Below are 12,873 nucleotides of genomic sequence, written 5' to 3'. Positions count from 1 at the left end.
AAATTTTGGCTGAAATCTTCAACATCATTTGTGTCGATGAGTCAATGAAAAATGAAAGAAGCGCCGCAGGTTTGCAGCGCCTTTTCGCTTTTATTTATGATCGTGCAAGGCAGCTGCCTTTTGGTAGAACTCTTTGACGGACGGATACAAGCTTTGGAACAGCTCAAAATGTTGGCTGTATACGGGAACTGCATCGGGCTCAGGGGTATATCGCTGTGTCTCGTTATTTCGATTGAACGTAACCAGATCCGCTTTGGTAAACATCCCGATCGCCAAGCCCGCCAAAAAGCAGGCCCCCATCAGAGCGGTCTCCCCCACTTCTTTGGTTTCAATGACGGTTTGCAGTACGTTAGCCTTGATCTGATTCCAGACTCTGTTCTGAGAACCTCCCCCTATGGCCGGCATGATGGCAGGAGACAGCTGATATTCATCACGTAAAATATTCATTAACTGCCGCAATCCGAAGGAGCAGCCTTCCATGATGGCTCTGGCCATGTCCTCCTTCCGGGTATTGAGAGACAGGCCGATAAACAGGCCTCTGGCATCAGGATCCCATATCGGCGACCGTTCTCCATGCATATAAGGAAGGAAAACAACTCCGTTGGAACCGATCGGACTCTGCTCGGGCAGTCGGACAAAAACGTCTTGTATGGAACCTTCTCCCCGCAGGAATTCATTGTAGTACCATTGTACAGCTGCGCCCGGTGTGGACATGGCTCCATGGGATAACCATTGGTTCTTCACGACATGACAGCGATTGAGAAATCGCTGGTCAAAGCGTTCTGTGGAATCGCTGACCACCGTAATGACATCGGACGTGCCTACAGATTCAAAAATTTCTCCAGGCTCGATACATAATGCAAATGTAGAGCAAGCCGTATCTGCGGCGCCCGCGATTACAGGGACTGGGGTAACGCCGAGCTCGACGGTTAACAGCTCCAGCATTGGACCCACGATTTGGCCTGGTTCTACGATCTCCGGCAGCAGCCCCTTATCCATGGCCAGTCCATGACATATCTCTTCAGACCAGCAATAACGCTGCACATCAAACAATCCGGTAAAGGAAGCCTGCGTCCAATCCATCACGAATTGACCGGTCAGCTTGGCCAGCAGATAGGTGGACAAATGGCCCCACTTGTCCGCGAGGCAATACTGCTCTGATTGATGCTTTCGGCTCCACAGCAAGCTGGTTGCCGAGATCATCCCCGGCTCCAGCCGGTTTCCGGTAATCGAGAATATCCGATCCTCGGAAACTTGAGCTCTAATCCATTCGGCTTCCTTCTTGCTTCGCTGGTCGATATAAAGAATGCCGTTGCCCAGATGATTCCCCTGGCTATCCATGAGAATGGAGGCATTGCAAAACGTACTCAAGCTAAGGGCGGAAACCGAACCGCCTGCAGACTGAATCTCGTTTGCCGTTTGTTTAATCAGTGAACGGACCTTGCTCCATACCTCTTCCGGGTCGATTTCCATTGCACCGGGGAAAGGGTATTGCAAAGCGTAAGAATCACGAGAAAGGAAAACCAGTTTCCCCTCGTGATTCATCGCTCCAATCTTAATTCCGCTAGTACCGACATCAATTCCGATGATGTGTGACAATTCAATTCACCCGAACCTTGGAATTTTTTATTGGTTTGTTAATTCTTCATATAATTCTGCCGCTTCTTTAACGGAACCGTCTTTATGAATAATGTGGCTAAGCGCTTTTACAACCGCAGTAGGATTTTGGTTATTCCATACAAACCGGCCGAAGGTGATTCCCGCTCCGCCTACATCCAGCACGTCCCGGGTCATTTGGAATGCCGCGCGGATATCGTTACCTGTGTCACCGCCGGCCACCACCACCTTCGCCGGAGTAGAAGCAATCACCTTGCTGAACGATCCCGGATCTCCCGTATAGTGCGTCTTAATGATGTCTACACCAAGCTCGGCGCCAAGCCGTACCGCATAAGCATGATGGCGCCAATCCATCTTTTCGCTGTCTGGAATTTTGTTTCCGCGAGGATAAATGTGGGCGATCACAGGCATGCCATAGCTGCTCGCTTCAGCCGCAAACTCGCCGAGATTACGGATTTGCTCCGGCTGGTCATCTCCGCCGACGATGCAGCCCAAGGAAACCGCATCGGCTCCCAGACGAACCCCCTCCAGAACACTCGTTACCCAAGCATCGTAATTCGGCTGCCAAGGCGAAAAGGTGGAGCATTTTAAGACAAGGGAGGTCTTCCCGGCGAACGGTGCAAAGCAGCTCTCCACCAATCCCTTATGCATGGTAATACCATCCGGACCCCCGCTGGCAATTTCATGAACCTTGCGTTGAATCGGCATCAGCTCTTCAAAGATCCCTCTGGCCGTTGCCTGGTCCACTGCAACCGACAATAATCTTCCGTTCTCGCTAAGCAAACGATTCAAACGAACCTGTTTTCCGAAAAATGACATGATACAGCACTCTCCCTCAAATTTTATCTATTTATTGATTAATCTGAATAACAGATTTCATCCCTTTGCCTGTTTTTACATCAAGAATGGCCTGCTCGATCGTTTCAAGGGTGTATCCTTCGGTAATAATCACATCGGTATTGATCAACCCCGCAGAAATGAGGGACAAAGCTTTATGATAGTCGGCTCGGGTGGAGGCCGTTGTTCCCACAACCGTGATTTCATTGTAATGAATCAGATTAGGGTCCATCTCCGACATCGCGCCATGGTTAAAGCCGGCAAACAGATTGACTGAACCGCCTTTGCGGGCAAGCTTCAGACAATCATTAACGATTTGCGAAACGCCAATCGCCATAATCACGGCGTCTGCTCCCAATCCGCCGGTTTCGCGCATCACTACATCATAAAGAGACTCTTTGCTTGTATTCACGACCGTTGTCGCGCCGGCGATCAACGCTTTTTCCAAACGGTGATCGATCAGTTCGCTGACAATGATTTTGCTCGCCCCTGACAGCTTGGCCAGTTGAACGTGCATTAAACCAATCGGTCCGGCTCCAACAACAACAACGGTATCGTTCAGCTGAATGTTGGACTTGCGGTTGCCGTTGATGCAGCAGGACAACGGCTCTGCAATCACTGCTTGCTCAAATGTGACATGGTCAGGAATCTTCGCAAGATTGCCGGCAGCAAGAGCCGTTGCCGGAATGCGCACATATTCGGCAAACCCGCCGTCGAATTCATAACCGATAGCCGTACGGTTCGCACAGGCATTCTCACGGTTGCTTAAGCAATAAGGACATTTGCCGCACGGGATGACCGGAATTACACCAACGCGGTCTCCCACCGCAAATCCGCTTACCTCCTCGCCTACCTGTTCAATCGTCCCAACCATCTCATGCCCGATAACCGACGGAAGGCGGACGCCTTTCGTCTTTTTCCCGTCAAATATACGAACGTCCGTTCCGCAAACGGCACTGACATTGATTTTTACAAGCACGTCATTGGATGTAATCTCGGGTTTGGCGATGTCCTCCAATTGCATGTTGCCAGGTCCATGAAAAACAGCTGCTTTCATTCTCTCCACTCCTATATCTCTAATGTTATTCATAAGCGGAACTGTAGTTAGTTCCGCTTATGTATCGTTGCGTTTCTTGTCTTAAACAGGCTGTCGGATGCTTTCTCCGGGCATTTTAGAGCAACGGCCGTATAGATCGAATCGATGATCATCAATTGGGCAATACGGGAAGCCATCGCATCCGTACGGAACATCGTTTCCCGGGCGGCGGTAAACAAGTTAATATGAGCCACTTTCGTCAAGGGTGATTTGGAAAAGTTAGTAATGGCAATGACGGTGGCACCTTGTTCTTTAGCCAGCTCTGCAGCATGCAGAACATCCAGATTCGTTCCCGAATGGGAAATCGCCAGAACCACGTCCTGAGAGGTCGAAAGGCTGGCCGACATGGATTGTAAGAATACATCCGTATAAGCCAAGGTTTTGATTCCTATTTTGAGGAACTTGTGCTGGGCATCCAGAGCTATCGAGCCGGATGCCCCGGTTCCATAAATTTCTATCAGTCTGGCCCCGGCGATCGCTTCTACCGCCTTCTCCAATTCTTCATCCTGCAATACTTCCAAGGTATCGTAAATCGCCTGAATGCTGGATTCGGAAATTTTCTTCTTGATGGAGGGGACATGATCATGAAGCTCAATACCTTCTTGAATCTGCTTTTCAGGCCTCACTACGTCCTTGGCAATATTGATTTTCAAATCCTGAAATCCTTTGTAGCCGATCCGTCTGCAAAACCGGATAATCGACGAGTCGCTTGAACCGCTGCGTTCGGCCAACTCCGCAATCGCCAAATGAATAATCTCTTCAGGGAAGGATCTAATGTAATCGGCTATTTTCTTTTCACTTTGACTCAACTGCTCATATACAGATTCAATCCTCGTTAAATAACCAGGTCTCCTGTTGTTTGCGATATTTGTCATGTAGAAACCCCTCCTCTTACCCGTTATTTAACAAAATTATGCTGCTCTGTCAAAAAAGCCTCCAAAAATTCAAGCGTCATATGAATGCCCCGCTTCACCGTTTCCTGACTGCCCCCGGCAATATGCGGAGTTCCCAAAACATTAGGCAATGCCAGCAATTCGTTATAGAAAGCAAACGGTTCATCGCCAAACACATCGAGTACCGCACCGCGCAGACGCTTGGAGACCAATTGCTCTTTCAATGCGGGGTAATCAATCAAATCCCCTCTTGCCGTATTGATCAAAACCGCTTCCGGTTTCATCAAGGCCAGTGTTCCGGCGTTGAGAATCGGCTCCGCTCCTTTAGGCTGTCTTGCGTGCAGGCTGACAAAATCCGATGCGGACAGCAGCTCCTGAAGCGAAAGCTTCGTTACACCGTCTGCAGCAAAATCCTCGTCCTTCACATAGGGATCATAAGCCGCGACTTCGACTTGAAATCCCTTCAGAATGCGGGCCAAGTGACGGGCGATTCGCCCATAGCCGATCAAGCCGAACGTTTTCTTGTACAGCTCGACCCCCGTACGCTCGAATTCGTAATAACCCGGCTTCCATACTCCTTTTTTCAAAAAAGAGGAGCTTTCGGGAATGCTTCGCAGGAAGGAAAGCAGAAGAGCTATCGTAAATTCAGCAACCCCTTCGGCATTTTTCCCGTTGGTGTTAAAGATCGTGATGCCCCGCTCCTCCAAATAAGCACGATCAATATTTACAGGGCCTCCCCTTAAAATAACGACAGCTTTCAGCTGGTCCGCCTGCTCAAGCACTTCGCGAGGAACGGCAGCACCATGTACAATCAGGATGTGGATACCCTGCAGCTTATTAAGCAAGGCAAACGGCTCTCCATAAAATTCACGGACGCCGCATGGCTCTTTTATTTCATTAGGATCATCCCATGACATTCCGCTGGGAACGCATGTATCATCGTCGAGCATAAATTGTTCAACAGGAAAATCATATTTTATCGTTTGGATATCAAGGTTAAACCGATCCGATAGGTTATTCTTTAACGCTTCCCCCACCATAACAGGATCGAAAAATTTATCCCCCACAATCAATACTCGGTTCATGCTGCGTATTTCCCTCCTACTATTTACTTAGGAATTCAATAGGTAACAAAATGATCTGCGGGAACAGCGTAAGCAGCAGCAAGAGCAAGCAGTGCAGCAGCAAAAATGGCCAAACGCCTTTAATCACTCCCTGCATCGTTGTCTGTCCTACACTGCAAGCGACATTCAGAACGGTTCCCACCGGAGGTGTCAATAATCCAATGACACAGTTGAAGATGAAAATGATTCCGAAATACACCGGATCAATACCCGCTTCCACCACAATCGGCATAAGCACGGGGGTCAGAATCAAAATCGTAGGCGTTAAATCCATTGCGGTACCCACTAGAAAAACCAAAACATTAATCATCAGCATCAACAGAATCGGATAATTCATTAACGGACCGAGTAAATCGGCAATTTCACCCGGAATATTAGCGATGGTAATAAACCAGGCCGATACCATCGCGCAAGCAGCCAGGAACATGACAATGCTCGTCGTTTTGGCGGCCGAAGCAAACAGCTTGTAGAGATGCTTGATTTTTAATTCGCGGTAAATGACCAGCCCGACAAACAGAGCGTAGAACACCGCCACAACCGCTGCTTCCGTGGGAGTAAAGACACCACCGCGCATACCTACGATAATGATAACCGGTAAAAACAGCGCCCAAATCGCACGTACCCCCGATTTAAATACTTCCTTGAGCGGTTTGCGGGAAACGGGTTCAAACTGCTTTTTGCGCATCAGAAGCCACCAGGTAATGGCAAGGCCAACGGCCATCAAAAGACCAGGAACAATCCCGCCCAAAAACAGCTTCGTAATCGATACGTTAGCCGTAACACCGAAGACGATCATCGGAATACTTGGCGGGATCATGGGCGCGATAATTCCGCTGGACGCAACCAAGCCTGTGGACTGATCTCTATCATAACCGGACCTGATCATCATAGGGATCAAAATAGCGCCCAATGCCGCCGTATCCGCAACAGCAGACCCGGAAAGACCGGCAAAAAACACGCTGCCGATGATGACCACATACCCCAAGCCGCCCCTGATATGTCCCACAAGCGACATAACGAATTCAACGATCCGCTTCGAGATTCCCCCAGCGTTCATTAATTCCCCGGCAAGAATAAAAAACAGAATGGCCGTGAGCGAGATGCTGTCCGCCCCGCCGATCAGACTCTGCACGATCACTTGAGTATCAAACATCCCAAGTAAAAACATTAAGGCTACACCGCTGATTAACAGCGCAAACGCAATCGGCATGCCAAGCGCCATTGCACCGAGCAGCGAACCCACAAACACAACCAACGCCATTTTGTTCCCTCCACTGCTCTTATTTCGCGATCGGCTCCGTCACATCCTCCGATTCCTTAACCATGACATATTCATCGTCCGATGTGTTTTTAAACAAGGCACGGTACAGGTTAAAAAGGATAATGATTCCCATGCTGATGCTTGTTACAATTCCAATTCCATAGACAAAGGACATCGGCAATCCCGTGGCAGGCGCGTTGCTGCTGTGTCCGACGATCGTCATTTTCCAGCTTCCCTGCAATACGAGCCATAAACAATACAACACTGCCAAATTGCTGATCACGAAAACCATCTTTCTCCATTTGACAGGTATTTTTTTTACGAACATGTCGACTCCAAGGTGCTGATGATCTCTAAGTCCGGCAATGGCTCCCAGGAACGTCAAATAAATAAACAGGAAGCGGCAGGCCTCTTCCGCCCATGGGATACCGGAATGAAAAAGATATCTTAACGCTACATTGCCGAAATAAAGGACACACATCACGGCTACGATAATAAACAGCAAAAAATTCAACAAATGATTAACGGCCTTCGACATTTTTGGCATCCTAAGCCCTCCTTTCCTGCAAATAACGGTCATAGCGGCTTTCAAACAGCCTGCCCATTGCTTGATCCGGCTCCAATAAGGTTTTTCTCTGCTGCTCTAACAATGACTTCACCTTATGGTTTACATCACGAAAATAGTGGAGAGTTAACCCGCACAACATATATCCTCCCAGAGACGTCATGTCCACATCATGAATGACTTCGATAGGCTTTTGAAGAATGGACGATTTCATCTGCAGGAAATTTTCTGATTTTGAAGATCCGCCAACCAAACGCAGCAAATCGGTTTGAATATTCAGCTTCTGATTTAAGTGTTCCAAAAGAGCTTTGGTTTCAAAGGATAAGCCCTCCATGACAGACAATGAAAAGTCCTGACCGTCGTGTGAAGGCTGCAATTCGATGAACCGCCCTGTCCGGGACGGCTGCATTCTCCTTCCTGAAGGTATATATATAGGAAGAGATTGTATCCGGGGAATCACCGTTTCCGAATTGAATTGCCGTTCCCACTTGAATAATTGAAAAAGCTGGTTTGCCCATTCCATAATCTTGCCCGTACTAGCGACATACCCTACCACAAAAAACTCATTATCCAAGACATGACTTTCTAAATTGCACTCTTCATGAACAAAGGAAAAGGAAGATCCATGAGGATAAGGGAGTACCAAAGCCTCTGATGTCCCCGTAGAATTCAATGCAACGGACGAATGATTGATTCCACCCGCGAGTGCGGCAAACATATGATCATGTCCGCCCACAATAAGCTGGGTTTTTCGATAGCCTGGATGCATTTGATAGTCCGTATCCAGCGTGCCGATCACGGTTCCCGCCTGTCTAGGCTTCGGAAGCTTCTCCAAAGGGATCTTGAAGTGATCGGCAGCGGATGCATTCCACTGCTTGGTTAAACAATTAAACAGCATGGTTCTGGAAGCCTGGGAGTAATCGGTTATAAACTCTTTTTCCGATGACAGGTGATAAACAATATAATCCGTTAAATTCAACCATTGATAGGCTTCCGATAAGATCTCGGGATGATGTTCAGAGAACCACTTCATTCGAAACGGCAAATACATCGGTAACGGATACTGTTGAATCTGGGGAACAATCCGGTCAAGATCCGGTATATTTTTCTCCGCCGCGCTTCTCTGATCATTCCAGCATATACAGGGATACAGCGGCCTTCCCTGCCGGTTAACCGGGATGAAGGAACAGGCCATACCCGAAACAACGATGGCATCAATCGTTACTTCATTGGAGCTTTCGCCGACAACCGACTTTAGAATATAGGAAATCGCGACAAGTGCTTGATCAGGATCGATTTCCGAGATCCCGTTTTCGAGTCTCAGGAAGGATGTCGGATGGATCACTTGATTGCATTTTTCGCCGTCTGCAGAGAATAAATATCCTTTAATATGCGTGGTGCCCACATCCAGAGTAACAATACCTTTCATCCGCCTGTCTCCCCACACTTCAACAGTTATGATTAAATCGGCAGGGCCCAAGAGCCCCGCCTTTGGATCAATGCTTTAGTTATTTCGCCGCTTCAACCAGCTTATCAATCAGCTCTTTTGTATATTCGGATTCCACTTCCTGGTATACTACGGAGACTTTATCCCGGAATGCCTGTTTTTGTTCCGGAGTGAGCTTGGTTACGGTCATTCCTTCTTTAGTCAGCTTATCAATCAAATCGATATCCCCTTGTGCAACCAATCCTCTTTCAAGCTTTCCTGCTTCTTTCACAGCATCTTCAATGATTTGCTTGGCTTCGCTGTCAAGTCCATCCCAGAACTTCTTGTTGAAGCCGACGATCAGTGCATCCCAGCTGTAATCCCAAATGGTAACATGCTTCTGGATTTCCTGGAATTTGGAAGCATCGATGGTAACAAGCGGATTCTCCTGCCCGTCAATAACCTTTTGCTCGAGAGCGGAGAATACCTCACCAAAGGCCATCGGCGTTGCGGTCGCTCCCAAATGCTTATACAGGCTTAAATACATTTTGATTTCAGGCACACGAATTTTTAAGCCTTGCAAATCTTCCGGAGATGAAATCGCTTTCTTGGAATTCGTAATTTGGCGGAAGCCGCCTTCCCAATAACCTGCTCCATGAATACCTTTCGCTTGAAGCGTATCCAAAAGTTCCTTACCCACTTGTCCGTCGACTACATCGTATGCTTTTTGTCTGTCATTAAACAGAAACGGAAGCGAAATAGCTCCAAATTTCTTTTCAAAACTGGCAAAGACTAGGTTAGAAACCGTTGCCATTTGTAATGTACCCGTTTGCAATTGTTCGATCATGGTTTGATTATTGCCGTTGGAAAGCTGTCCATTCGGATAAATCGTTACCTTAATACGCCCTTCACTCTTCGCATCAACGATTTTGGCAAATTCCTGCAGACCTTTGTGGCGCGGAGAGCTTTCAGGGTCATTGTGCGACGCTTTGATCTCTACTTTTGGTTTTTCGTTCGCAGAACCTGTAGTGCTTTTGCCCTCTTGGGCTCCGCAGCCCGCCAATGTAAGCGATGCCACGAGTGAGATAGCAACCATTTTGAAGCTTAAACGTTTCATAGTGTTCCCCTTTCAACTATTTAATGTATATTTCTGTTGTTTATTATAGAGGGTTTGAAGTTTAATTTCAAGTATTTATTATTTTTTTGAAGTAAATCACCAATAATTCATTCTTGGTATAAACATCGCTTAAACAAGAGAAAAGGGATAAAACAGAAAAAAACATCCTTCTATCAAAGGATGTTTTCATACCAAGACGTGTTACTTGACGGCATCGGCGTAACGGTTATCCGTTACATCCGCCGGTTGTTTCGTTTTGGCCGCCGGATTTTTCTCGCTTAATTCTTTCAAAATAAATTCAATTTCACTGTCGGGAAGATGAAGGTCGCTTGGCCATAATTCTTTATACACCTCATAAGAAACATCCAGCACCTTGGGATCCGTCACTTTCATATGCTTCTCTAGAGAGGTTAAAGTCGCCGCCTTATCCTCCTTCATTTGCTTGCCGGCCTCTACGTACGCCTTCATGAAATTTTCAACAGCATCAGGATGCTTCTCGGCAAAAGGCTGATACACGCCCATAATGCCGTACATTCCCAAGATACCTTTAACCTCATTCATGTTCACAACCTGCTTCAAGCCCATTTGTTCAGCTTGAATCGTCACCGGCGGGGAGATCAGACCCGCTTCAATCTTCCCTTCATTGATGGCTGCAAGGATGGCCGGAGCACCGCCGGCATATAAAATTTTCACGTCCTTTCCCTGCTGCATTCCGATGGAACGAATCATGGTACGGGCAACATAATCGTTGGCTCCCCCTGGTGCTGTTGATCCGATCGTTTTGCCCTTTAATTCTTCTAATGTACTGATATTTTTTGAGTATAAGGAGTATGCAATCTGCCCATACGTGCCGATGACTCTGACCTTATCCGTCTTGAGCGCCGCATCGATGACTCCCGGTCCGTCTAAAACAATCTGTACATCTCCCGATACGGCGGCAGCCACGGAAGCTGCGGCATCAAGAGATACCCGTTTGACCTTCAGACCGTATTTCGCCCAAAGTTCCGTTTCCTGTGCGTAATAAATCGGACCGAAGGTCGCACTGTCACCCACAGTCGCAACGGTCAATTCCACAAGCGGTTGTTCTTTAGACTTCGCCTCTTCCCCCGTACTCGCCGGGTTCGCAGCAGACGCCTTGGCGTCAGCCCCGGAGCTTGGGCTTGGATTACTCTTCCCGCAGCCGGTCAAGGCGATGAGCAGCACTAACAAGAAAACAAACGCGAGCTTGAGCTTTTTATGCACAGGCACTCACCATCCTTCACTTCGTTTAAGTTTCGCTTGATCGGATTATTTCACGGATTTCCGCAATCTTCGATAAGAATTCAGGCTCCGCTTTCGTCGCTTCAGTTCTCGGCCTTGGCAGATGAATTTCCATATTCGCACTAACCACACTTCCAGGCCCTTTGGATAAAACGATAACCCGATCCGCCAAAAACACAGCTTCATCAATTTGGTGCGTAATAAATAAAGCCGTTTTTTTCGTTTCCTGCCATATCCGCAGCAGTTCGTTTTGCATGACCTCACGCGTCTGCGCATCCAGTGCCGCGAACGGTTCGTCCAGAAGCAGCAATTCCGGATCGGAAGCGAGCGCCCGTGCCAAATTGACCCGCTGCTGCATACCTCCGGACAGCTCATTCGGAAACTTGTGCTCATGCCCCCCAAGTCCGACCAACCCGATCATAGCCATCGCTTTTTGCTGCATGACCGATTCGGCCGTGCCGCGCAGCTCCAACCCATACTTCACATTGCCAAGCACTGTTCTCCACGGAAGAAGCGCCGGCGATTGGAATACAACGGCCCGATCCTTCCCGGGTCCGGCTATTCTTATCCCATCCAATACCAATTGACCTTGATTATGGGGAAGAAGGCCTGCCACCGCATTCAAGAAAGTCGATTTACCGCATCCGCTCGGTCCGACGATACACACAAACTCCTGAGGCTTAATGTGCAAAGAGATATCCCGAACCGCTTGAAAACGCTCGCCCGTCCGCTTCACCCGGTATTCAATGCCTACACGCTCGGCAACCAATTTATAATCCGTCGGCATCTCCATCGCCTCCTTATGCTATTTATGAATATCTACACGCCACTTGTCGAAATGCTTTTGCAGCATTTGAATCATTCCCGTTAACAGCACGCCAAATCCCGCAATAATGATCAGACCGACGAAGACTAAATCCGTCTGGAACGTTTGTCCCGCCGTAAACATCATGTGCCCCACCCCTTCGGTCGCCGCCACCATCTCGCCGACGACAACCCCGACCAACGCATGACCGAGGCCCAAACGAACGCCGGATATAATGGCCGGCACCGAGCTCGGCAAAATAATGGTCTTAAAAATCTGCCGGTCCTTTGCATTGTAGGAACGAGCCACATTCAACAACACCGGATCAATGGTCTTCACTCCCATCAACGTATTGATGACGATCGGGAAGATCGAGCCGAGAAAAATGATGGCCACCTTCGAGCCCAAGCCAATACCAAACCAGATAATAAACAACGGTACAAGCGCGATACGCGGTGAAGCGTACAGGAAATTGATGATCGGGTCGACCAAATAATTGAATTTGGGGTACCACCCCATTAATATTCCCAGGGGAATCCCCACAATGAGCGCAAGGCTGAACCCAAGCAGCAGCTCGACTCCGCTGGCAATAAAATCGTTCGCAAAATTTTCCGATAACACATACTGAATTCCCGCTTGCGCGATTCTCGTCGGAGAACTCGTAAACATCAAATCAACAATGTTCAGCCTCGCAAATATCTCCCATAAAGCCAGCAGCAGCACGACACCTGTAAAGCCCAAGATGCCGCGTTCATTGTTGTAATAAAAGGTGCGCCACTGGCTTTTGGGAAAATGCGGCATATCGATGTTCCGTGCCTCGGCCATTTTTTCAGTTTTGTTCATCGTGATCTCCTTTCGTGTTGAAGCTTAAT

12 protein-coding genes are annotated in these 12,873 nt (G+C 48.1%); all 12 read right to left on the bottom strand.

Features of this window, described 5'->3' with window-relative positions; translation table 11 throughout:
* Positions 1-90 precede the first annotated feature (90 nt).
* Entirely contained in the window at positions 91-1,599 is a 1,509-nt protein-coding gene (locus ACZYR9_RS21730) for a xylulokinase (RefSeq protein WP_488980547.1), read from the bottom strand.
* A 27-nt stretch (positions 1,600-1,626) separates the two neighbouring features.
* Positions 1,627-2,436: a class I fructose-bisphosphate aldolase gene (locus ACZYR9_RS21725; protein ID WP_488980546.1), complete on the bottom strand. Its 810-nt coding sequence runs from the start codon at positions 2,434-2,436 to the stop codon at positions 1,627-1,629.
* A 31-nt stretch (positions 2,437-2,467) separates the two neighbouring features.
* Positions 2,468-3,511, bottom strand: coding sequence for a zinc-dependent dehydrogenase (locus ACZYR9_RS21720; protein WP_488980545.1), 1,044 nt, complete (start codon positions 3,509-3,511; stop codon positions 2,468-2,470).
* A 47-nt stretch (positions 3,512-3,558) separates the two neighbouring features.
* A complete protein-coding gene (locus ACZYR9_RS21715) occupies positions 3,559-4,425 on the bottom strand; it encodes a MurR/RpiR family transcriptional regulator (protein WP_488980544.1) in 867 nt (288 codons plus the stop codon).
* A gap of 23 nt (positions 4,426-4,448) precedes the next feature.
* Positions 4,449-5,528, bottom strand: a complete 1,080-nt coding sequence (locus ACZYR9_RS21710) for an NAD(P)-dependent oxidoreductase (RefSeq protein WP_488980543.1) — start codon at positions 5,526-5,528, stop codon at positions 4,449-4,451.
* 19 nt (positions 5,529-5,547) lie between these two features.
* Complete coding sequence (locus ACZYR9_RS21705; RefSeq protein WP_488980542.1) at positions 5,548-6,828, bottom strand: TRAP transporter large permease; 1,281 nt, start codon at positions 6,826-6,828, stop codon at positions 5,548-5,550.
* Positions 6,829-6,847: 19 nt separating this feature from the next.
* The gene (locus tag ACZYR9_RS21700) at positions 6,848-7,375 is read right to left on the bottom strand and encodes a TRAP transporter small permease (RefSeq protein ID WP_488980541.1); all 528 of its coding nucleotides are present in this window, start codon (positions 7,373-7,375) and stop codon (positions 6,848-6,850) included.
* Position 7,376: 1 nt separating this feature from the next.
* Positions 7,377-8,822, bottom strand: coding sequence for an FGGY-family carbohydrate kinase (locus tag ACZYR9_RS21695; RefSeq protein WP_488980540.1), 1,446 nt, complete (start codon positions 8,820-8,822; stop codon positions 7,377-7,379).
* A 79-nt stretch (positions 8,823-8,901) separates the two neighbouring features.
* A complete protein-coding gene (locus ACZYR9_RS21690) occupies positions 8,902-9,936 on the bottom strand; it encodes a TRAP transporter substrate-binding protein (RefSeq protein ID WP_488980539.1) in 1,035 nt (344 codons plus the stop codon).
* A gap of 201 nt (positions 9,937-10,137) precedes the next feature.
* Entirely contained in the window at positions 10,138-11,178 is a 1,041-nt protein-coding gene (locus tag ACZYR9_RS21685) for an ABC transporter substrate-binding protein (protein ID WP_488980538.1), read from the bottom strand.
* 25 nt (positions 11,179-11,203) lie between these two features.
* Positions 11,204-11,983, bottom strand: a complete 780-nt coding sequence (locus ACZYR9_RS21680; RefSeq protein WP_488980537.1) for an ABC transporter ATP-binding protein — start codon at positions 11,981-11,983, stop codon at positions 11,204-11,206.
* A gap of 18 nt (positions 11,984-12,001) precedes the next feature.
* Positions 12,002-12,844: an ABC transporter permease gene (locus ACZYR9_RS21675; protein WP_488980536.1), complete on the bottom strand. Its 843-nt coding sequence runs from the start codon at positions 12,842-12,844 to the stop codon at positions 12,002-12,004.
* Positions 12,845-12,873 lie beyond the last annotated feature (29 nt).

The organism is Paenibacillus sp. F024, from assembly GCF_057814255.1.
Note: the sequence above shows the minus strand (reverse complement) of the source record. Positions and strands in the feature narration are given on the sequence as shown.

What these genes read in the sequence shown, in the direction of transcription:
- ACZYR9_RS21725 (WP_488980546.1), bottom strand. Translation starts at nt 2,436, where the DNA reads ATGTCATTTTTCGGAAAACAGGTTCGTTTGAATCGTTTGCTTAGCGAG.
- ACZYR9_RS21720 (WP_488980545.1), bottom strand. Translation starts at nt 3,511, where the DNA reads ATGAAAGCAGCTGTTTTTCATGGACCTGGCAACATGCAATTGGAGGAC.
- ACZYR9_RS21715 (WP_488980544.1), bottom strand. Translation starts at nt 4,425, where the DNA reads ATGACAAATATCGCAAACAACAGGAGACCTGGTTATTTAACGAGGATT.
- ACZYR9_RS21710 (WP_488980543.1), bottom strand. Translation starts at nt 5,528, where the DNA reads ATGAACCGAGTATTGATTGTGGGGGATAAATTTTTCGATCCTGTTATG.
- ACZYR9_RS21705 (WP_488980542.1), bottom strand. Translation starts at nt 6,828, where the DNA reads ATGGCGTTGGTTGTGTTTGTGGGTTCGCTGCTCGGTGCAATGGCGCTT.
- ACZYR9_RS21700 (WP_488980541.1), bottom strand. Translation starts at nt 7,375, where the DNA reads ATGCCAAAAATGTCGAAGGCCGTTAATCATTTGTTGAATTTTTTGCTG.
- ACZYR9_RS21695 (WP_488980540.1), bottom strand. Translation starts at nt 8,822, where the DNA reads ATGAAAGGTATTGTTACTCTGGATGTGGGCACCACGCATATTAAAGGA.
- ACZYR9_RS21690 (WP_488980539.1), bottom strand. Translation starts at nt 9,936, where the DNA reads ATGAAACGTTTAAGCTTCAAAATGGTTGCTATCTCACTCGTGGCATCG.
- ACZYR9_RS21680 (WP_488980537.1), bottom strand. Translation starts at nt 11,983, where the DNA reads ATGCCGACGGATTATAAATTGGTTGCCGAGCGTGTAGGCATTGAATAC.
- ACZYR9_RS21675 (WP_488980536.1), bottom strand. Translation starts at nt 12,844, where the DNA reads ATGAACAAAACTGAAAAAATGGCCGAGGCACGGAACATCGATATGCCG.